Source organism: Rhodanobacter geophilus (genome assembly GCF_040812275.1).
GTDB classification, from domain to species: domain Bacteria; phylum Pseudomonadota; class Gammaproteobacteria; order Xanthomonadales; family Rhodanobacteraceae; genus Rhodanobacter_A; species Rhodanobacter_A geophilus.
Window position 1 is genome coordinate 330,090 of the sequence record NZ_JBFOHL010000001.1, and the last position, 20,711, is coordinate 350,800.

12 protein-coding genes and 1 tRNA gene are annotated in these 20,711 nt (G+C 69.2%); 3 read left to right on the forward strand and 10 right to left on the reverse strand.

What is annotated here, in order from left to right:
* Nucleotides 1-3: 3 nt before the first annotated feature.
* From ABQJ56_RS01455 to ABQJ56_RS01500, 10 genes are all read right to left on the reverse strand, one after another.
* Nucleotides 4-80: transfer RNA gene (locus ABQJ56_RS01455), tRNA-Arg, on the reverse strand.
* Between the two features lie 174 nt (nucleotides 81-254).
* Nucleotides 255-2,153: a M61 family metallopeptidase gene (locus tag ABQJ56_RS01460; protein ID WP_367843210.1), complete on the reverse strand. Its 1,899-nt coding sequence runs from the start codon at nucleotides 2,151-2,153 to the stop codon at nucleotides 255-257.
* A 358-nt stretch (nucleotides 2,154-2,511) separates the two neighbouring features.
* A complete protein-coding gene (locus ABQJ56_RS01465; RefSeq protein WP_367843211.1) occupies nucleotides 2,512-4,437 on the reverse strand; it encodes a M61 family metallopeptidase in 1,926 nt (641 codons plus the stop codon).
* A 156-nt stretch (nucleotides 4,438-4,593) separates the two neighbouring features.
* Nucleotides 4,594-6,141, reverse strand: coding sequence for an amino acid permease (locus tag ABQJ56_RS01470; protein ID WP_367843212.1), 1,548 nt, complete (start codon nucleotides 6,139-6,141; stop codon nucleotides 4,594-4,596).
* A gap of 92 nt (nucleotides 6,142-6,233) precedes the next feature.
* Nucleotides 6,234-7,490, reverse strand: coding sequence for a sterol desaturase family protein (locus tag ABQJ56_RS01475; RefSeq protein ID WP_367843213.1), 1,257 nt, complete (start codon nucleotides 7,488-7,490; stop codon nucleotides 6,234-6,236).
* Nucleotides 7,487-8,164 (reverse strand): lysoplasmalogenase, encoded by a 678-nt coding sequence (locus ABQJ56_RS01480; protein WP_367843214.1) that lies wholly within the window; start codon nucleotides 8,162-8,164, stop codon nucleotides 7,487-7,489. The genes ABQJ56_RS01475 and ABQJ56_RS01480 overlap by 4 nt, the downstream gene beginning before the upstream one ends.
* Nucleotides 8,157-9,869 (reverse strand): sulfatase-like hydrolase/transferase, encoded by a 1,713-nt coding sequence (locus ABQJ56_RS01485; RefSeq protein ID WP_367843215.1) that lies wholly within the window; start codon nucleotides 9,867-9,869, stop codon nucleotides 8,157-8,159. The genes ABQJ56_RS01480 and ABQJ56_RS01485 overlap by 8 nt, the downstream gene beginning before the upstream one ends.
* Nucleotides 9,870-9,981: 112 nt before the next feature.
* Nucleotides 9,982-13,104 (reverse strand): efflux RND transporter permease subunit, encoded by a 3,123-nt coding sequence (locus ABQJ56_RS01490; RefSeq protein ID WP_367843216.1) that lies wholly within the window; start codon nucleotides 13,102-13,104, stop codon nucleotides 9,982-9,984.
* 147 nt (nucleotides 13,105-13,251) lie between these two features.
* A complete protein-coding gene (locus tag ABQJ56_RS01495) occupies nucleotides 13,252-16,494 on the reverse strand; it encodes an efflux RND transporter permease subunit (RefSeq protein WP_367843217.1) in 3,243 nt (1,080 codons plus the stop codon).
* A gap of 135 nt (nucleotides 16,495-16,629) precedes the next feature.
* The gene (locus ABQJ56_RS01500; protein WP_367843218.1) at nucleotides 16,630-17,844 is read right to left on the reverse strand and encodes an efflux RND transporter periplasmic adaptor subunit; all 1,215 of its coding nucleotides are present in this window, start codon (nucleotides 17,842-17,844) and stop codon (nucleotides 16,630-16,632) included.
* Nucleotides 17,845-18,230: 386 nt separating this feature from the next.
* Here ABQJ56_RS01500 and ABQJ56_RS01505 point away from each other — a divergent pair, with 386 nt between their 5' ends.
* The 3 genes from ABQJ56_RS01505 (at nucleotide 18,231) to zapE (ending at nucleotide 20,680) form a co-directional block, all read left to right on the forward strand.
* Nucleotides 18,231-18,752 (forward strand): c-type cytochrome, encoded by a 522-nt coding sequence (locus ABQJ56_RS01505; protein ID WP_367843219.1) that lies wholly within the window; start codon nucleotides 18,231-18,233, stop codon nucleotides 18,750-18,752.
* 115 nt (nucleotides 18,753-18,867) lie between these two features.
* Entirely contained in the window at nucleotides 18,868-19,554 is a 687-nt protein-coding gene (locus tag ABQJ56_RS01510; protein ID WP_367843220.1) for an alpha/beta hydrolase, read from the forward strand.
* A gap of 7 nt (nucleotides 19,555-19,561) precedes the next feature.
* Entirely contained in the window at nucleotides 19,562-20,680 is a 1,119-nt protein-coding gene (gene zapE, locus ABQJ56_RS01515) for a cell division protein ZapE (protein ID WP_367843221.1), read from the forward strand.
* The last annotated feature ends 31 nt before the right edge of the window (nucleotides 20,681-20,711 follow it).

The following is a 20,711-nucleotide window of genomic DNA, read 5'->3' on the forward strand; positions in this document are numbered from 1 at the left end:
AATTGGCGCGCCCGGAGGGATTCGAACCCCCGACCAATGGCTTCGGAAGCCACTACTCTATCCGGCTGAGCTACGGGCGCGTGGTATTGCATGGCCGCGCGGGACCGTTGCGGTCCGCGGCGGACGGGCAGTATAGCGGAGATGGTGGGGATCGCCCATGCGGGCGATCCGGACTTGCTGGTGACCTCTCGCGAGGTTGCGCCCTCTCCCCCAGCCCCTCTCCCGCAGGCGGGAGAGGGGAGGAAGCCGCGCGATCAGCGGGCCTTGAACAGCGTGCTGAGCGTGTCGGGCTTGCTGGTGTCGCGCACCAGGTGCGGGTACTTCAGGCCATCGTGGTAGTCGATGCGGATGGTCTTGTACTCGTCGAAGTTCTTCACCAGCAGCTCGATCGGCTGGCTCTTGTCCGTCGCGGCGGCGGTGACGGCGTCCTTCAGCGCGTCGGGGTCGTAGTCGTGGCCGTTGACGGCGACGACGGTCATGCCCGGCGACAGGCCGGCCTTGAACGCGGGGCCGTCCCACAGCACGTCGCCGATCTGGCCGCCCTTGCCCACCGACAGGCCGAGCGAGTAGGTGAGGTCGGCGAAGTGGCGGCGCGCCTCGAAGGCCTTCACCGCGGCGCTGGGCTTGTCGGTGTAGACCAGCTTCCAGCCGTGCGCCTCGAAGCCGCCGGTCAGCGGGCCGTGGCCGTCGAGGCGGGTGCGCAGGTACTTCGCCCAGTCGTAGGGCTGGATGTCGTTGAGCGTCTTCACCACGTCGTCGAAGGTGTAGGTGTTGGTGACGAAGCTGCCGTTGTCCATGCCGAAGAAGGCCTTGGCGAAGTCGTCGATGCTCTTCTTGCCGTGGCTGAGATCACGCAGCTTGCCGTCCACGTCCAGCCAGATCAGCTGGCCGGCCGAGTAGTAGTCCTCGCTGCTCTGGTAGTTGCGGTACGGCAGCGGCGCGCGCTGGGCGATGATCGGGTCGTTGGTGGTGTCCTGCACGTTGCGCCAGCTGGCGAGGCCGGGGCGGCCCTTGTCGTAGGTGGCGGCCACGAAGGCCCACATGTCGTGCGCCTGATCGGCGTTCCACAGGCCCGAGCGCGAGGCCATCACCTGGCCCCAGAACTGGGTCTGGCCCTCGTACACCCACAGCAGCGAGTCCTGCATCGGCACGTTGAAGTTCGGCGTCCACAGGTCGGCCGGGCGGCGGTACTTGCCGTCCCACGAGTGGTTGAACTCGTGCGAGAACAGGTCGCGGCCCAGCGCGTTCTTGTCCCACGCGGTGAAGAAGTCGGCCACCGTGCCGTCTTCGCTGGACTGGTGGTGTTCGAGGCCTTCGCCGCCCATCTTGCCGCTGAGCGAGACGAGGAAGTCGTAGTGCTTGTAGTGGTGCGCGCCGTACAGCTTGTACATCTGCTGCACCAGCTCGCGGAACGGCTTGACCTGCTCGGGCTTGATCTCAAGGTCCTTCGGCTCGTCGGCCACGATGTCCATGTGCACCGACGTCTTGGCGCCCGGGTCGAGGTCGAGGCGCTTGAAGTACTTGCCGGCGTAGATCGGCGAGTCCACCAGGGTGTTGAAGGTGGTGGGCTTGAAGTGCACGGTGTCGCCGTCGCGCGAGGCCACTTCCAGCGCGCTGCCGAACTGCCAGCCGGCGGGGAAGGTCACGCTGGCCTCGGTCTTGATCTGGCGGCTGTAGTAGCCGGCCGGGTACAGCGAATTCGCGTTCCACTGCAGGTCGAGCATTTCCGGCGTCATCACCACGCGGCCTTCGCGGCTGTTCTGCGGCGTGAGGTACTGGAAGTCCACTTCCACGTTGCTGGCGCCCTGCGGCACCTCGACGTGGAAGGCGAAGACGTTGAGCGGGTCGCGCGTCCACGGGACCACCTTGCCGTTCGCCTTCACCACCAGGCCGGCGAACTTGTCGATCGGGCCGCTGGGCGAGTGGTTGCCGGGCAGCCACTGCGGGTACAGCAGGGTCAGCGGGCCGGGCTGCGCGGGCACCACCTCGTGCACGCGGAACACGCGGTGCGCGAGGTCGGTGGCGTCCACGCTGATCTGCAGCGTGCCCGGGTAGGCCACGTCCTGCGGCGGCGGCACATCGGCGAGTGCGTTGAGACTGACCAGGCCGAAGGCGCTGGCGGCGATGGCGGAGGCGAGGCGAGTGGCTTTCAATGGATTCTCCCTTGGGCAACGGCCCGCGCGGCGAGATGGGCGGCGGGCAAGGTTTCGATGCTAGACCGGTCGTGCACCACGCTCCCCCTGCCAGAGGTCATGACGCGCGCACCATGCGACGGCGTGCGGAACGAAGAGCAAGGCCGCGTAGCCGTGGTGCCGTGCCGAGCGGCAAAGGCGCACCCTCCCGTCCTGCCCTCGCATGCCATGTCTACGGGCCGGAGCGCCGCACTCGCGGCGCTCCGAAGCTTGTCATCCCGGCGCAGGCCGCGATCCAGTGACGGTACGGCCCGGGTAGGCCTTGTCGCTACTGGATCCCGGCCTGCGCCGGGACGACGTCACGCGACGTTGCGCGACGTCACTTGCGCGGCGTGGCGATGGCGTCGAGCAGGTCCTTGCCGTCGGCGCGCACCAGGTGCGGATAGCGCAGGCCGCCGTGGTAGTCGATCTTCACCGTGCTGTACACGTCGACGTTCTTCACCAGCAGCTCGATCGGCGCGCTGCCGGTCTTGGCGGCGGTGATCGCGTCCTTCAGCGCGTCGGGCGAGTAGTCCTTGCCGTCCACCGCCACGATGCTGAGGCCCGGCACCAGCCCGGCCTTGAACGCGGGGCCGTTCCACTGCACGTCGTAGATGTTGCCACTCTTCGACGCGGACAGGCCGATCGAGGCGGCGAGGCTGACGCCGTGGCGGATGCTCTCCATCGCCTTGGTCTCGGCATTGGGCTTGTCGGTGTAGACCAGCTTCCAGCCGCCGCGCGCGATGCCCTGCTCGGGGAGTTCCGGACCGGTGTAGTCCAGCCGCGTGCGCAGGAACTTCGCCCAGTCGAACGGCTGCACCTGGTTCAAGGTGTTCACCACGTCGTCGAAGGTGTAGGTCTTGGTGACGTAGCTGCCGTTGTCCATGCCGTAGAAGGCGCGCGCGAAGTCGTCCAGCGAGTGCTTGCCGCCGGACAGCTCGCGGATCTTGGTGTCCACGTCCAGCCACAGCAGCTGGCCTTCGGGATAGAAGTCGGTGCCGCGGCGCCAGTTGGCCCAGCCGCCGCCGCCGTAGTAGGTGAGCGGCGCGGCGTCGGCGGTGTCCTGCAGCGAGCGCCAGGCGCGGCCTGTGCGCTCGCTCATCGAGGCGTCGATGTCCGCCATCGTGTCGCGGAACTGCTCGGGGGTCCACAGGCCGGCGCGCGCGGTGAGCACGCTGCACCAGTAGTCGGTGAGGCCCTCGTACACCCACAGCAGGTCGTCCTGCATCTTCACGTTGAAGTTCGGCGTCCACAGGTCGGCCGGGCGGCGGAACTTGCCGTTCCACGAGTGCACGTACTCGTGCGGCATCAGGCTGGCCGCCAGCGTGTGCATGTCGTCGTTGGTGAAGAAGTCGGCCGGCAGGCGGTCGTCGCTGGACTGGTGGTGCTCCAGGCCGAAGTGGCCGGTGTGGTCGGACAGCGTGAGCAGGAAGTCGTAGTGCCCGTAGTGGTGCGCGCCGAACAGCAGGTTGGTCTGCTTCACCACCGCGCGCTGCTGCTCTAGCTGCTTGTCGGTGAGCTTGACGTCCTTCGCGCCGTCGCCCACCACGTTGAGGTGCACCGGCACCTTGGCGCCCGGCGCCAGGTCCACGCGGTTGAAGTACTCGCCGGCGATCAGCGGCGAATCCACCAGGTTGTTGAACGTCACCGGCTTGAACTGCACGGTGTTCCCGCTCTGGCTGGCCACCTCCATCGCGGTGCCGAACTTCCAGCCGGCGGGCAGTTGCACCGTGGGCTGGATCGTCACCTGCCGCGAGTAGTAGCCGGCCGGGTAGAACGCCACCTGGTTGAACTCCACGTCCACCAGGTTCGGCGTGGACGAGGCGCTGGCGCCGAACAGGCTGCCCTCGCCCGGCGCCGGCGAGAGGAACTGGAACTCGAGGTCAAGCTGGCCCACGCCTTCGGGCACGTCCAGGTTGATCGCGAACATGTCGCGCAGGTCGCGCCGCCACGGCAGCTGCTTGCCGTTCGCGGTGATCACCAGGCCGGCCACGTTCTCGATCGGCCCGGACGCCGCGTGCTCGCCGGGGATCCACTCCGGGTACAGCAGCGTGAACGCGCCCGGCTTCACCGGGATCGTCTCGTGCACGCGGAACATCCGCTTGGCCGCATCGGTGAGGTCCACGTTCACCGCGAGCTGGCCGGCGTAGGGCTGGTCGAGCGGCGCGGCGCGGTGGGCGTCCTGCGCCGTGGCGGCGGCGGACAGCGAAAGGGCCCCGATCACCGCGGCGGCAATCAGGCTGGAACGGAAGGCAGGACGATTCACGGGTGGCTCCGGGCGGCAGGCACCGGCCCGCGCGGAAGCCCGCGTTGCCGGCAGGAATGCGTCGTTCGTCGTATGCGGCGAGCGACGGATGACCGGGCGATGGTAGGCCGCCGCCCGTGGCCGCCCGCCTGCCAGAGGTCATGCCGGCGCGCGAAACTACTTGCGATCCCGCTCCAGCCGGCTGTGCCGCATGCCGTAGCCGAAATAGATCAGGCAGCCCAGCGCCATCCAGACCACGAAGCGCTCGAAGGTGATCGCGGGCAGGCCACCGATGCGTTGCCAGCCGTGCGCGTCCGGCCACGGCAGGCCGAAGATCAGCAGCAGCGAGAACGCCACGCCCAGCGGCGCCAGCACGGCGATCCACGGCATGCGGAAGCTGCGCGGCAGCTGCGGCTTGCGGATGCGCAGCACCAGCACCGCCGTGCAGATGATGATGAAGGCGCTGAGCGTGCCGATGTTGACCAGCTCGGCCACCTCGCCGATCGGCAGCAGGCCGGCCACGATGGCGGTGAACACCCCCAGGATCAGCGTCGGGCGGGCGGGCGTGCCGAAGCGCGGGCTCACCTTGGCGAACCACGCCGGCAGCAGGCCGTCGCGCGCCAGCGCGAACCAGATGCGCGCCGCGCCCAGCATGAAGGCGAACAGCACGCTGGTGACGCCCACCACCGCGGCCACCGCGATCGCGATGCTCACCCAGTGCAGGCCGATCGCCTCGAACGCCTGCGACACCGAGGCGTCGCCGTTGAGGTTGCTGTAGTGGGTGATGCCGGTGAGCACCAGCGACACCGCGATGTACAGCACCATCGCCACCGCCAGCGACAGCAGCACCGCGCGCGGCAGGTCGCGCTGCGGATGCTTCGCCTCCTCCGCCGCGGTGGTCAGCGTGTCGTAGCCGAACACCGCGAAGAACACCACGCTGGCGCCGGTGAGCACGCCGGCCCAGCCGAAGTGGCCCGTGCCCTGCGCGTCGAACACGCGCGCCGGGATGAACGGGTGCCAGTTGGCCGTGTCGATGTAGAACGCGCCCACGCCGATCACCAGCAGCACGCCGAGCACCTTGATCGCCACGATCGCGGTGTTGAAGCGCGCGCCCCACTCCATGCGCACGGTGAGCAGCAGCGCCACCGCCAGCGACACGCCGGCGGCGATCACGTTGAAGCGGTGGCCATCGCTGGGCGCGGCGATGGCCACGCCGCCGTGCACGCCGAACAGCTGCTGCAGGTAGTAGTGCATGGTCTGCGCGCTCATGCTCTGCTGCGCCCACTCCGGCAGGTGCACGCCGGCCGAGGCCAGCAGCACCTGCACGTAGCCCGACCAGCCGATCGCCACCACCGCGACCACCAGCGCGTATTCCAGCAGCAGGTCCCAGCCGATGATCCAGGCCACGAACTCGCCCAGCACCGCGTAGCCGTAGGTGTAGGCGCTGCCGGTCACCGGGATCAGCCCGGCGAACTCGGCGTAGCACAGCGCGGCGCAGGCGCTGCCCGCGCCCGCGATCAGGAAGGACAGCGCCACCGCCGGGCCGGCGTTCATCGCCGCCTGCTGGCCGGCCAGCACGAAGATGCCCACCCCGATGATGCCGCCGATGCCGATCGCGGTGAGCTGCCACAGGCCCAGCACGCGGCGGAAGTCGCCGCGCTGGCCCGCTTCGCTCTGCAACTGTTCGACAGACTTGTGGCGGAGCATTCGGCTCAGAAAACGCATGGGTTCATTCCTGCGGGCAACCGGCGGATCATAGCGAATCGCCGCCAAGGGTCATGGGGCAACGGTCATGGGGCAAGGGTCATGGCCAAGGGTCACGCGGGCCGGGCGCCCGGCCGCGCCGCCGCGGCGCGCAGCCACGGCAGCGCCAGGGCACTGGCGCCGAATACCAGCGCGATCGCCAGCGCGATGCGGCCATCCAGATGGCCGACGCCGAACCAGCGCCCGCTGGCTGCCGGCAGTGCCGCGGTGAGCAACACGCGCAGTCCCTCGACCCACCACGCCCAGCGCCGGCCCTCCATCAGCGCGCCGAGCACGCACAGGCCGGCCACCTGGTAGGCCGCGTAGGGCAGCAGCACCGGCAGGCCGGCGCTGCCCGTCATGCCGAGGAACTGGGTGACCATGCCCAGCAGCAGGGCGAACTGCAGCAGCACGTAGGCCTGCAGCGCCGCGCCCATCGGCGGGTCGTAGCGTCCGGCGGGCATCGCGAAGTCCGGCCTGGGGAAGCGCGCCGCCACGTCGGCGGGCCGCCAGCCCGGCGGCTTGATCCACACCAGCAGCTTGTCGCGCCAGCGCCGCGCGTGCCACGCGTCCCGCGCGGTGCGCCAGTACACCTCGGCATTCGCCCACAGCGGGTTCCAGCTGCGCAGCGGCGAGCGCGTGCCGTACACCGGCGGGTCGTCGTCGTCCTCTTCCACGAAGCTGCCGAACAGGCGGTCCCACAGGATCAGGATGCCGCCGTAGTTGCGGTCGAGGTAACGGTCGTTCACCGCATGGTGCGCACGGTGGTTCGACGGCGAGCAGAACACGCGGTCGAACCAGCCCAGCCGGCCGATCTGCTCGGTATGCACCCAGAACTGGTACAGCAGGTCGATCAGCGCCACCACCACGAATACCTCGACCGGCACGCCGAGGATCGCCAGCGGCAGGTAGAAGAGCCAGCCCAGCAGCGCGCCGCTGCCGGTCTGGCGCAGCGCGGTGGAAAGGTTGTAGCGCTCGCTCTGGTGGTGCACCACGTGGGCGGCCCACAGGATGTTCACCTCGTGGCCCATGCGGTGCAGCCAGTAGTAGCAGAAGTCGTAGCCCAGCAAGGCGCCGGCCCACACCGGCACGCTGTCGGCCGGCAGCCTGAACAGCGCGAAGTGCCGCACGCACCACGCGTAGATGCCGATCGTCAGCAGCTTGGTGAATACCGCCACCAGCTGCGAGATCGCACCCAGGCCGATGCTGTTGATCGCGTCGTTGCCGGCATAGGCGTCACGCCCGCGCAGCCTCGCCACCACGAGCTCGATGCCGATCAGCAGGAAGAACACCGGCGTGGCCCAGGTGATGATGAGTTCCTGTGTATTCATGCCTTGCGCACCGAACGGGCGATCCACCACAAGGCCGGATAATACGTCGCCAGCACCCACAGGCCGGCCAGCGGCAGCGGGCCGCGGAAGCGGTCCCAGGCCAGCACGCTGTCGCTCAGCATGAACACGAGCGCGCCTCGCGCCGCCAGCCGCGCCGAGGCATCGCCGCGCAGCGCGCGTGCCGCCGCCTGCCCGCCCATGCCGCACAACAGCGCCACGTAGACGATCACCGGCCCGCGCAACGGCGCGGCGATCGCACTCCACAACAGGGCGAGATTCGCCGCGCCATACGCCAGGCAGGCGAACAGCGGCCACGCCGGCCAGGCGAAGCGGCTGTCACTCAGCAGGGCCACGATGAAGCACGCGTGCCCGGCGAGGAACGCCAGCAGCCCCGGCACGAACAAGTCGCCGGGCAGCATCAGGAACACGTCGCCCGCCAGCGAACAGGCGATGCCCGCCAGCACGAAGCGCCGATAGCGCGGCGACACCGCCGGGCGCGCGTTCCACGCCAGCACGAAGATCAGCGCGGTGGCCAGCGGCTTGGCGCACCAGTGCAGCCACCGCCCACCGGGAGAGTGCGCAGCCAGCAGCGCGCCGGCGACCGCGGCACACGCGGCCAGCAGCGTGGCCATCGCAAGCCGGCGCGAAGCCGAGGCGCGATGCGCTTCACTCATACACGTGCAATTGCCGGAAGATCCACGCGTAGTAGGAGGCCAGCAGCGCCTTGTCCGGGCAGTCGTCGAAGCGGCCCTGGCAGCGTTCGCGCAAGGCGGTGGCGGCGGAGAAATAGGGATCGGCGGGCAGGCCCGCGGCCTGCAGCACCATGGTCGGCAGGAAGGCGATGTCGAGCGCGGGATAGCTGGGCAATGCCGGTCCGGCGAAGTTGCTCTTGACCATGTAGTAGGTGAGGAAGTCGCGATCCGGCACCAGTGCGGGCGGCAGCGTGCGCTTGAGCGGGCGGATCAGGCCATCGAAGGACGGCTGGTGGTCGCCGAAGTGCACCAGCACAGTGGGCTGGTCGCGATCGAGGAAATCGTGCTCCAGGCCCTGCATCGCCACGTCGGAGTCGTGCAGGCGCCACAGGTAGGTGTCGAAATCCAGCGCGCTTTCGTCCTTGCTGCCCAGCCCCTGCACCATGTTGCGCCAGGGCAGCGGCAGCTTGTCCATCGGATTGTCGTCGTGCGGGCCGTGCTGGTTGATCGTGAGTATCATCACGAACAACGGCTGGCCCGGCTTCTTCACCTTGTCGTAGACGCGCCTGGCCGCGGCGAACATCTGCGCGTCGGTTTCCTCCCACTCGTCCAGTCCCAGCTCCTCCGCGCCGTAGAGATGGTCGAAGCCGTAGGCGCGGTACGCGTCGCGGCCGTTGAGGAAATCGCTGTTGGTGGGATAGATCGCGATGGTGAGGTAGCCCAGCCGGCGCAGCAGGTCGGGCAATGTGTCGTGCACGTGCGGCGCCAGCACGAAGGGCGCGTACATGCCGCCGCTGCCGAAGATGTCCTGCGGCAGGCCGGTATGCACGGCGAACTCGCTGACCCAGGTGCCGCCGCCCCAGGTATGCGTGCGCAGCAGGCCGGTGCCGCGCGTGCGCGCGTCGGGCTGGAACAGTGCGAACTTGCAGCCCGGCACGGCGCAGGCGGCATAGATCGAGGGGTCGAAGGTGCTTTCCTCCAGCACCTGCACGATGTCGGGATACGACGCGGGCCGCGGGCCGGACTTGCCCTGCTTTTCGACGGCATTCGCGGTGCCGCCCCACTCGCGCTGCGCCGTGGCGTCATCCGACATCGCCGGCATCGTCACGCCGCCGTCGTTGATGTTGATGAAGAAGTTGGTGAGCTGGGCGTCGTCGGAAAGCTTGTCCCACACGTCGCGGTTGTGCAGCCCGGCGAACGGCCCTTCCGGCAGCAGGCACACGCGGAAGGCCACCGCGCACAGCAACACGCCACCGATGCGCCAGGCCGTCCGGCCCCAGCCGCGTCGCCGCACCGGCAGCGGCCGGTCCAGCCGCCACGCCAGCACCAGCAGCAGCGGCACCAGCAGCAGCACGCCCGCGGCCAGCAGGTACAGGTGCGGGTAATGGCGCAGCGTGGCGATCAGGCTGGAGCGCGCGTAGTAGACGAAATCCGCCGGCATCAGCGCCGTTTCGAGGTAGTTCTCCTTGAGGCCGGAGACGAAGCGCAGCGCGAAGAACAGCCCGCCGCCCAGCAGCAGCGCGAAGGCGAGGCGCACGGTGGCGCACAGCAGCGTACCGACGGCGAGCAGCATCAGCACCAGCACGAACAGCTTCTGCAGCGGCTCCGGCTCCGGCCACACCGTCGCCCAGGCGCAGCCTGCGAAAGCCAGCGCGGCAAGCACCCGCAGCACGCCACTGCGCGTCAAGCGCGACGGAAACCGAACCATGCCGCATGCCCCCTGATGGCAACCCGGCGGACGCCGGGCCGTCATCTTACGGGGACTGGCGCGCTTGCGCGCGGGGACAGCCGCCGCGCGTTCAGCCTGGCAGCCGCACCGGCGCCGCGCGCCGCCGCCCGGCGTGGCGCGAGCGCCACGCCTTCCAGCGCGCGCCGAGGCAGGAGAACACCACGTACAGCGCCGGCGTCGAGAGCAGGGTCAGGCTCTGCGAGATCAGCAGGCCGCCGATCAGCGCGATGCCGAGCGGGCGGCGCAGCTCGCTGCCCTCGCCCAGGCCGATCGCGATCGGCAGCGCGGCGAGGATCGCCACCATGGTGGTCATCATGATCGGGCGGAAGCGCACCAGGCAGGCCTCGTGCGCGGCCTCCAGCGGACTCTTGCCATGCTCGCGCTCGGCCACCAGGGCGAAGTCGATCATCATGATCGCGTTCTTCTTGACGATGCCGATCAGCAGCACCAGCGCGATCTGCGCCACCACCGACAGTTCGGTACCGGTCAGCCACAGCGCCATCAGCGCGCCCACGCCCGCCGCCGGCAGGGTGGACAGGATCGTCACCGGGTGGATCAGGTTCTCGTACAGCATGCCCAGCACGATGTAGACGGTGAGCACCGCCGCCAGCACCAGCCACAGCATGCCGCTCTGCATCTGCTGGAAGCGGTGGAAGTCGCCGCCGACGTTGAGCTTGATGTCGCCCGGCATGCGCATGTTGGTGACCGTGGCCTGCACGATCGCCATCGCCTCGCCCATGCTCACGCCGGGAGCGAGGTTGAAGCTCAGGTCCATCGTGGTGTACTGGTTCTGGTGGGTGATCGACGAAGGCGCCAGCCCCGGCACCTGGTGCGCGAGCGCGGTGAGCGGGACCATCGTGCCGCTGCTGGACGGCACGTAGATCTGGTTGATCGATTCCGGTGTGGCGGTCTGGTTCGGCAGCGCGTTCACCACCACCGTGTACTGGTTGATGTCCGAGTAGATGGTGGACACCTGGCGCTGGCCGAACGCGTCGTACAGCGCGCCGTCGATGGTGCCGATCGACACGCCCAGCCGCGCCGCGGTGGCGCGGTCGATCACGATGTTCTGGCGCAGGCCGCCCTCGTCCACGTCGCTGCCCACGTCCTGCAGCTTGGGGTTCTTCTTCAGTTCGGCCACCAGCTTCGGCAGCCACTCCTGCAGTTCGGCCAGGTCATTGCCCTGCAGGCCGATCTGGTACTGCGCGCCCTGGCTGGTGCCGCCACCGCCCGCGCTGGGCAGATCCTGCAGCGGGCGCAGGCGCAGGTTGAGGTCGGGGTACTTCGACGCCTTGGCGGTGAGCCGCGCCAGCACCGCGAAGGTGTCGTCCTTGCGGCCCTGCGCGCTGGTCTTCAGGTCGATGTTGAACGAGCCGCTGGCGCCCTGCCGGCTGGTGCCAAGCCGGGTGCCCACGGTGGCCACGTCCGGGTCGGACATCAGCATGTGGGTGAGCCGCTGCATGCGCTGCTCGCTCTGGCCGAACGAGACGGTGGCGCTGGAGGTGGCTCGGCCCCAGATCAGGCCGGTGTCCTGCGCCGGGAACAGGCCGCTCTTCACCACGCCGAACAGGAAGAACGTGATGCCGATCAGCACCAGCGGGGTCAGCGCGAACGCCAGCGTGTGGCGCAGCGAGAACGCCAGCGCGCGGCTGTAGATCGACAGCATGCCGGCGTGGAAGCGGTCCAGCATGCGCCCCAGCCGCGACGGCCCGGTGCGATGGTCGTGGCCGTTGAGGAAGCGCCCGCACAGCGCCGGGGTCAGGGTCAGCGAGACCAGCGCCGACATCACGATCGCCGCCACCAGGGTCACCGCGAAGTCGTGCATGAACATGCCGGTGACGCCGCCGGCGAACAGCAGCGGGATGAACACGGCGATGAGCGAGGCGGTGATCGAGACGATGGTGAAGCCGATCTCCCGGGCACCGGCCAGCGTCGCCTCCATCCGCGTCATGCCGGCGTCGATGTGGCGGATGATGTTCTCGATCACCACGATCGCGTCGTCCACCACGAAGCCGATCGCGATCACCAGCGCCAGCAGGGTGAGGTTGTTCAGCGTGTAGCCGAGGATGTACATCGCCACGAAGCCGCCGGCCAGCGACAGCGGCACCGCCACCGCGGCGATCAGGGTGGGCGCGAGCCGGCGCAGGAACAGCGCCATCGTCAGCACCACCATCATCAGCGAGATCAGCAGGGTGGCCTGCACTTCGTGCAGCGAGGCGCGGATCGTCGGCGTGTCGTCGAAGAACGGCGTCATCTTCGTGCCCGGCTGCAGGTAGTCGCGCAGCAGCGGCAGCTGGGCGCGCACCTCGTCCACCGTGGCGATCACGTTGGCGTCGGACTTCTTGAAGACGTACATCAGGATCGCCGGCCGGCCCTGGAACCAGGCCGCCTGGTACGCATCCTGGGTGCCGGCATAGACGTGCGCGACGTCGGACAGGCGCACCGGCGTGCCGTTCTTCATCGCGATCACCAGGTTCGCGAAGTCGCCCGCCGTGTGCAGCTGGGCGGTGGAACTGACCGCCATGGTGGTCTTGCCGTTGGACAGGAAGCCCTCCGGCGAGGTGACGTTGGCGGCGGTGAGCGCGTTGCGCAGCTGGTCCGGCGACAGCGCCATCGCATTCAGCGCGCGCAGGTTCACGTCGACGCGGATCGCCGGCGTGGCGGCGCCGGCGATGTCCACCGAGGAGACGCCCTTCAGCTGGCGCAGGCGCTGCGCCAGCAAGGTGTCGGCCAGGTTGTACATGTCCGCCGCCGACTGCGTGGTCGAGGTCAGCGCGATCGCGATGATCGGGTCGTCGTTGGGGTTGGCCTTCTGGTAGTTCGGCGTCACTCCCGCGGGCAGGTCGGGTATCGCGGCATTGATCGCGGCCTGCACGTCGCGCGCGGAGGAATCCAGGTTCACGCCGTTGTCGAACATCATGAAGACGAAGGTGCTGCTCTCCGAGCTGTGCGAGTTCATCGTCTGGATGCCCGGCACCTGGCCCAGGTGGCGCTCCAGCGGCGCGGCCACGGTGGAGGCCATGGTCGAGGCGTCCGCCCCGGCCTCGCTGGCCTGCACGAAGATCGCCGGGAACTGCATGTCCGGCAAGGCCGACACGCCCAGCAGCAGGTAGCAGATCATGCCGGTCACGAACACGCCGATCGCCAGCAGCGAGGTGCCGATCGGACGGCGGATGAAGATGCCGGAGATGTTCATGCCTGGCGCTCGCGGCGCGACGGTGCGGAAAGGCGGATGGAAGTGCTGCGATTCATGTTCTGCTCAACGTGCGCGCGGCGAAACGGTTGATCGTTTCGCCGCGCCGGATGCGACACCGCCGCGCGGTGCCCGATGGAGTCCGCCCATTCAATGTGCCGTGCCGTCGGCCTGTGCGCGGGCCAGCACGCGACGCTCGTGGCGTGCGTGCAGCCAGTCCTGGAAACGCTCCATGTACAGGTAGATCACCGGCGTGGTGTACAGCGTCACCAGCTGCGACAGCAGCAGGCCGCCAACGATGGACACGCCCAGCGGCCGGCGCAGCTCCGCGCCGATGCCGCTGCCCAGCGCCAGCGGCAGCGCGCCCAGCATCGCCGCGGCGGTGGTCATCATGATCGGGCGGAAGCGCAGCAGGCAGGCGCGGTGGATCGCGTCGCGCGCATTCATGCCCTTGCGCTGCGCCTCGATCGCGAAGTCGATCATCATGATCGCGTTCTTCTTCACGATGCCGATCAGCAGCACGATGCCCACGATGCCGTCCACCGACAGGTCCATGCCGAACAGGATCAGCGCCAGCAGCGCGCCCACGCCGGCCGGCGGCAGGGTGGAGATGATCGTCAGCGGGTGGATGTAGCTCTCGTACAGCACGCCCAGCACGATGTAGATCACCACGATCGCGGCGAGCAGCAGCAGCACTTCGTCGCCCAGGCTGTTGGAGAACTCCGCCGCCTTGCCGATGAACTCGCCGCGCAGCTGCGGCGGGAACTTCAGCTGCGCCTCGGCCTGGTGGATCGCCGCCACCGCGTCGGACAGCGAATAGCCCGGCGCCACGTTGAACGACACCGTCACCGCGGGCAGCTGCTGCTGGTGGCTGATCACCAGCGGCGCGCTGGTGACCTTGGCGCTGACCAGCGAGGACAGCGGGATGGCGCCGCCGGCGCCGATGGTGAAGCCCACGTTGCCGGTGTTGCCGATGCCGGAAGGCGTGGCCGAGTTGCTGGACTTCACCTGGCCGAAGCTGGTCGCGGTGCTGCCGGTGAGCGCGCCGTTGCCGTTGCCGCGCACGGTGATCTGGTCGAGCAGCGCGGTGGTGGTGCGGAACTGCGGCGCCACCTCCATCACCACGCGGTACTGGTTGAGCTGGGTGAAGATGGTGGAGATCTGGCGCTGGCCGAACGCGTCGTACAGCGTGTCGTCGATGGTCTGCACCGGCACGCCGAGGCGGCTGGACTTCTCGCGGTCGATGGTGAGCTTGAGCGCGTTGCCCTGGTCGGCGAGGTTGTTGTCCACGTCGGCCAGTTCGGGCCGCTGGCGCAGCGCCTGGGTCATCTCGCTGGCGTAGCTCGCCAGCTCGTCGATGTTGGTGTCCGACAGCGCGTACTGGTACTCGGTCGCGGCGACGGTGCTGTCCAGCGTCACGTCCTGCACGGGCTTGAGGTACAGCGCCACGCCGGGGATGTCGGCCACCGCCTGCTGCAGGCGCGGCAGGATCTTGCCCAGGCCGTCGCGCTTGCTGCGGTCCTTCAGCACGATGGAGAGCTGGCCCTGGTTGAGCGTGGGGTTGATCGTGCCCGCGCCGATGAACGCGGCCACGCCGGCCACCGCCGGATCCTTGCGCAGCGCCTCGGCAACCGCCTGCGTGCGCTGTTCCATCGCGGGGAACGCCACGTTCTGGTCGGCCTGCACCACGCCGGTGATCATGCCGGTGTCCTGCTCGGGCAGCAGGCCCTTCGGGATGGTGATGTACAGGAACACGGTCAGCGCCACCGTGGCGGCGGCCACCAGGATCGTCAGCCGCTGGTGGTCCAGCACCCAGTCCAGCGAGCGCTCGTACACGCCCACGATGCGCGACCACACGGTGCGCTTGCCGGCGGCGAGGTGGCGCTCGTGCGCGTCCTCGCCCTCGGGCAGCTGGTCGGGGCGCAGCAGGTAGGCGCACATCATCGGCGTCAGCGTCAGCGACACCAGCATCGAGATCGCCACCGCGATGGTCAGCACCCAGGCGAATTCGTGGAACAGGCGGCCGGTGACGCCGGGCATCAGCAGCAGCGGCAGGAACACCGCGATCAGCGACACCGTCAGCGACAGCACGGTGAAGCCGATCTCCTTCGCGCCCAGCTCGGCCGCCTCCTTGCCACTCTTGCCCTGCTCGATGTAGCGCACGATGTTCTCGATCATCACGATCGCATCGTCCACCACGAAGCCGGTGGCCACGGTGAGCGCCATCAGCGAGAGGTTGTCCAGCGACATGCTGGTGAAGCTCATCACGCCGAACGTGCCGAGCAGCGACAGCGGCACCGCCACCGAGGGGATCACCGTGGCCCACAGCCGGCGCAGGAACACGAAGATCACCGCCACCACCAGGAAGATGGTCAGCAGCAGGGTGAACTGCACGTCCTCCACCGAGGCGCGGATGGTGATGGTGCGGTCGGCGAACACGTCCAGGTGCACGTCGGCCGGCAGCGCGGCGCGCAGCTCGGGCAGGATCTGGCGGATCTGCTGCACGGTCTGCACGATGTTCGCGCCGGGCTGGCGGCGGACGTCGAGCAGCACCGCCGGCTTGCCGTTCGACCACGCGGCGAGCTGGTCGTTCTCCACGCCGTCGACCACCTGGGCCACGTCGGCGAGCATCACCGGCGCGTTGTTCTTGTACGCGATGATGGTGTTCTTGTAGTCGGCCGCGTCGGCGAGCTGGTCGTTGGTGCCGATCGAATAGCTCTGCGTCTTGCCGTTAAGCGTGCCCTTGGGCGCGTTGACGTTGGCCTGGGTGAGCGCGCTGCGCACGTCCTCCAGCGTGAGGCCCAGGTTGGACAGCTGCGCCGGGTTCATCTGCACGCGCACCGCGGGGCGCACGTTGCCGGCGATCGAGACCAGGCCCACGCCCGGCACCTGCGACAGCTTCTGGGCCAGGATCGAGTCGGCGTAGTCGTTGACGTCGCGCAGCGGCCGGCTGTCCGACTGCAGCGACAGCGTGAGGATGGGTGCGTCGGCCGGGTTCACCCGGTTGTACACCGGCGGGTACGGCAGGTTGCTGGGCAGCACGCCGCGCGCCTGGTTGATCGCCGCCTGCACGTCCTGCGCGGCCACGTCGATGTCGCGGTTCATGGCGAACTGCATGACGATGGTGGACAGGCCCGCGGAGGAGTCCGAGCTCATCATGGTGAGGCCGGAGATCTGGCCCAGCTGGCGCTCCAGCGGCGTGGTGACCAGCACCGCCATGGTGCTGGCGCTGGCGCCCGGATACTGGGTGGTCACCACCAGGCTGGGCGCCTCGATCTCGGGCAGCGCCGACACCGGCAACTGGCGGTAGCCCAGGATGCCGAGCAGCAGGATCGCCACCATCAGCAGCGAGGTGGCGATCGGGCGGCGAATGAAGAGCGTCGAGAATCCCATGGGTGTCCGTGCTGCTGTCTGGATGGCGTCCTGCTCACCGGGGCCCGCGGCCGCCGGGAGGTGATGCGTGGCCCGCCGCCACCGTGGCGGCCGGGTCAGGCGGCCGTCGCCGGGGCGGCGGCCACCGGAGTTGCGTCAGTGGCCGTGGCGACCGCCGCCCTTGCCCTTGGCCTTCTGCAGGTCCGCCGCGGTCGGCGCCGGCGGCACCTCGCCCGGCTTCAGCGGGTTGACCTTGCTGCCGGGCTTCAGGCGGAACTGGCCCTCGGTGACGACCTGCTCGCCCGCGTTGAGGCCGCTGCCGATCATCACGTGGCTGTCGCCCACCTCGCCGGCGACGACCACCGGCTGCATCTTGACCGTGTTGTCGCCCTGCACCTGGTAGACATAGTCGCCATCGGGGCCGCGCTGCACCGCCTCGGCCGGGATGACCAGCGCGCCGTCATCCACGCGCACCTGCAACCGCACGTTGACGAACTGGCCCGGCCACAGCGCGTTGTCCGCGTTCTGGAATTCGGACTTCAGGCGGAACGTGCCCGTGGTGGCGTCGATCTCGTTGTCGATCACCTTGAGCACGCCGCCGGTGGCCACCGGGTGCTTGTCCACGCGATCGAGCGCGGCGACCTGCAGCGGCGCCTCCATCTGCGCCTTGCGCACCATGTCCAGGTTCTGCTCGGGCAGGGTGAACATCACGTAGATCGGGTGCAGTTGGGTCAGCGTGACGATGGTGCTGCTGGTGGTCACCACGTTGCCCGGGTCCACCGCGCGGATGCCGGCGACGCCGTCGATAGGCGAACGGATCTGGGTGTAGTCGAGCTGCACCTTGGCGCTTTCCGCCGCCGCCCTGTCCTGCACCACCGCGGCCTCGAGCTGGTTCACGTTGTTGCGGTAGGTATCCATGTCCAGCGCCGCCACGTAGCCGCTGGCCACCAGCGCCTGGTTGCGCTTGAGCGTGCTCTGCGCGGTGGCCAGCGAAGCGGTGTCCTGCTTCTGCTTGGCCAGCGCCTGGTCGTAGCTCGCCTGGAAGGTGCGCGGATCGATCTGCGCCAGCACCTGGCCCTTCTTCACCGGCTGGCCCTCGGTGAAGGCGAGGTTGATCAGCTGGCCGCCCACCTGCGGATTCACCGTGATGGTGTTGAGTGCCTGCACCGTGCCCAGCGCGGTGAGGTAGACCGGCACGTTCTGCTTCACCACCGGCACCACGGTGACAGGCACCGGGGGATTGTCCTTGCCGCCCATGCCACCGGGCTGCCCCCGTCCCGCACCACCGGGCTTGTGCAGCAGGCGCACGGCGACGATGGCCAGCACGACCACCGCGACGACGATCAGCACGATCTTCCAAAAACGCGACATGCAGAAAACTCCCGATATGAAATCCGTGCCACCGTTGGAACCCGTGCCGACGCGCTCGCGGTCGGCTGACTGGTGCCAAGCATAGGTGCAGTGCAAGAAAAAGGAACAATGCCAGTCGACAGGGGGGAAGCATGACCGATGGCAGGGATGCGCTCCCGCCGCACCGCCGCGCTTGGACAAACGGCAGTCGCCGTGGTTCCACGGCGCGACAGATCGCCGCTGCCGCCGGCTGATAACTTGCCGGCGGCTTCGTCTATACTCCGGGCCTTGCGCTAGCCGGACTTCACCGCATCGCTACGCGGCCACGGCAGGTGCGGGCACCCGCCGGGTGCCGCAGGGGCCTTGCGGACGATCCACCGACCTGGAGTACACACGTGAGCGGTTCCATGAACAATTCCGACCGGGCTTTCGTGCAGCAGTTCGCCAAGCTGATCGGCGGGCTGGCGGCGCTGACCGTGGTGCTGATCCTGCTTGCCCTGGCGATCTACGGCCACGAACCGAAGGAAACCGACCCGAACGTGCAGTCACAGGTCGCCGCGCGCCTCGCGCCCGCCGGCGCGGTGTATGCAGGCAACACCGGCCGCGCCGCGATGCAGGCCGCCGCCGATGCCGCGGCGAAGGCCGCCGCCTCGCAGGTCGCCTACGGCGGCACCACCGATGGCAAGACCATCTTCGACAACCTGTGCACCAGCTGCCACACCGCCGGCGTCGCCGGCGCTCCCAAGGTGGGCAACAAGGCCATGTGGGCGCCGCGCATCGCCGAGGGCCTGGACACCCTGATCAAGCACGCCACCGACGGCTACCACGGCCCGGACGGCAACTTCATGCCGCCCAAGGGCGGCAACCCCGCGCTCACCGACGCGCAGGTGAAGGCGGCGGTCACCTGGATCGTCGACCAGGCCAAGTAAGCCCCGCGTCACTCAGGGCAAGGCAAACGCCGCCCTCGGGCGGCGTTTTCGTTCGCCCCCTCTCCCGTTGACGGGAGAGGGGAGGCAGGCGGAACGCCTCCGCTACAATGCCGGCATGAATCTCCCCGAACTTCCCCCCGACCCGGCGAGCTTCCCCGCCGAGGCATCCGCCTTCACGCTCACCGGCCCGGTCGGCGCACTGGAATGCATCAGCGACGTGGCCGCGCCCGACGAGGCGCGCCAGGGCGTGGCGGTGGTCTGCCACCCCAATCCCGTGCAGGGCGGCACCATGCACAACAAGGTGGTGACGATGGTGGAGCGCGCATTGCGCGAGTCGGGGCTGGACACGCTGCGCTTCAACTTCCGCGGCACCGGCGCCTCGGCGGGAAGCTACGACGACGGCAACGGCGAAAGCGAGGATCTCGCCGCCGTGGTGGCCTGGCTGCGCCGGGCGCGCCCCGCCGATGCGCTGTGGCTGGCCGGCTTCTCGTTCGGCAGTTATGTGACGATCCGCAGCGCGGTACGGCTGGGGGCCGACGCGCTGGTCAGCATCGCGCCGCCGGTGGGACGCTGGTCGATGGCGGACGACGTGCTGCCCGCCTGCCCGTGGCTGGTGGTGATGGGCGAGGCCGACGAGGTGGTCGAACCGCAGGCGGTATTCGACTGGATCGATGGCATGGAGCAACCGCCGGAACTGATCCGCATGCCCGAGACCGGCCACTTCTTCCATCGCCGGCTGATGGACCTGCGCGGCGCAGTGAAGCACGCGATCGCCGATTGGCTGCCGGCGGCGCGCGCCTGATTCCCCCATGAGTGAAACCCTCTCGCCCGCACCCGGCGTGCGCTACCAGGAAGGCGTGGCCGCGCACCGCTGGGAATCCGATCCCGCCCAGCTCGCGGTGCTGCCCGAGCTCGACCGCCTGCACGCCGCGCTGTGCGCCACGGCGAACGGCAACGGCAGCCTGTTCGGACGGCTGAAGTCGCTGCTTGCCAGCGAGGCGCCCGAGGCACCGCAAGGCCTGTACCTGTGGGGCACGGTGGGCCGCGGCAAGACCTTCCTGATGGACCTGTTCGTGGCCAGCCTGCCGCACGGCGCGGCGCTGCGACGGCATTTCCACCGCTTCATGGGCGAGGTGCACGAGCGCCTGCGCGAACTGGGCGAGCGGCAGGATCCGCTGGCCGAGGTGGCCGCCGGCCTTGCCGCGCGCTGCCGCGTGCTGTGCCTGGACGAGTTCCTGGTCAACGACATCGGCGACGCGATGATCCTCGCCCGCCTGCTGGAGTGCCTGTCCGCGCGCGGCGTGGCGCTGGTCACCACCTCGAACACCGCGCCGGGAAACCTGTACCGGGACGGCCTGCAGCGCGCGCGCTTCCTGCCCGCGATCGCGCTGCTGGAGCGGCACTGCCGCGTGGTCGAGATGGCCTCCTCGCGCGACTGGCGCCTGCGCGCGCTGACGCAGGCCGCGGTGTACCACACGCCGCCGGGCCCGGAGGCGCACCGCGCACTGCAGCGCATCTTCCGCGACCACGCCCGCGGCGAAGTGGTCGAAGGCGGCACGCTGGAAATCAACGGCCGCGCGATCCCCTGCCGCAAACGCGCCGACAACATCCTGTGGTTCGACTTCGCCGCGCTGTGCGAGGGGCCGCGCGCGGTGGCCGACTACATCGCGCTGGCCAAGGCCGGCCCGGCGATCATCGTCTCCGGCGTGCCGCAATTCACCGTCTACAGCGAGGACGCCGCCAAGCGCTTCGTGCAATTGGTGGACGAGTTCTACGACCGCCACGTGAAGCTGGTGCTCTCCGCCGCCGCGCCTATCACCGAGCTGTACGACGGCGAACGCCTGCGCGCCGAATTCGGCCGCACCGAGTCGCGCCTGATCGAGATGCAGAGCGAGGAATACCTGGCGCTGCCGCACCGCGGCGACTGAATCGCGCCCCGCGATTGCCACCCCATCGCCG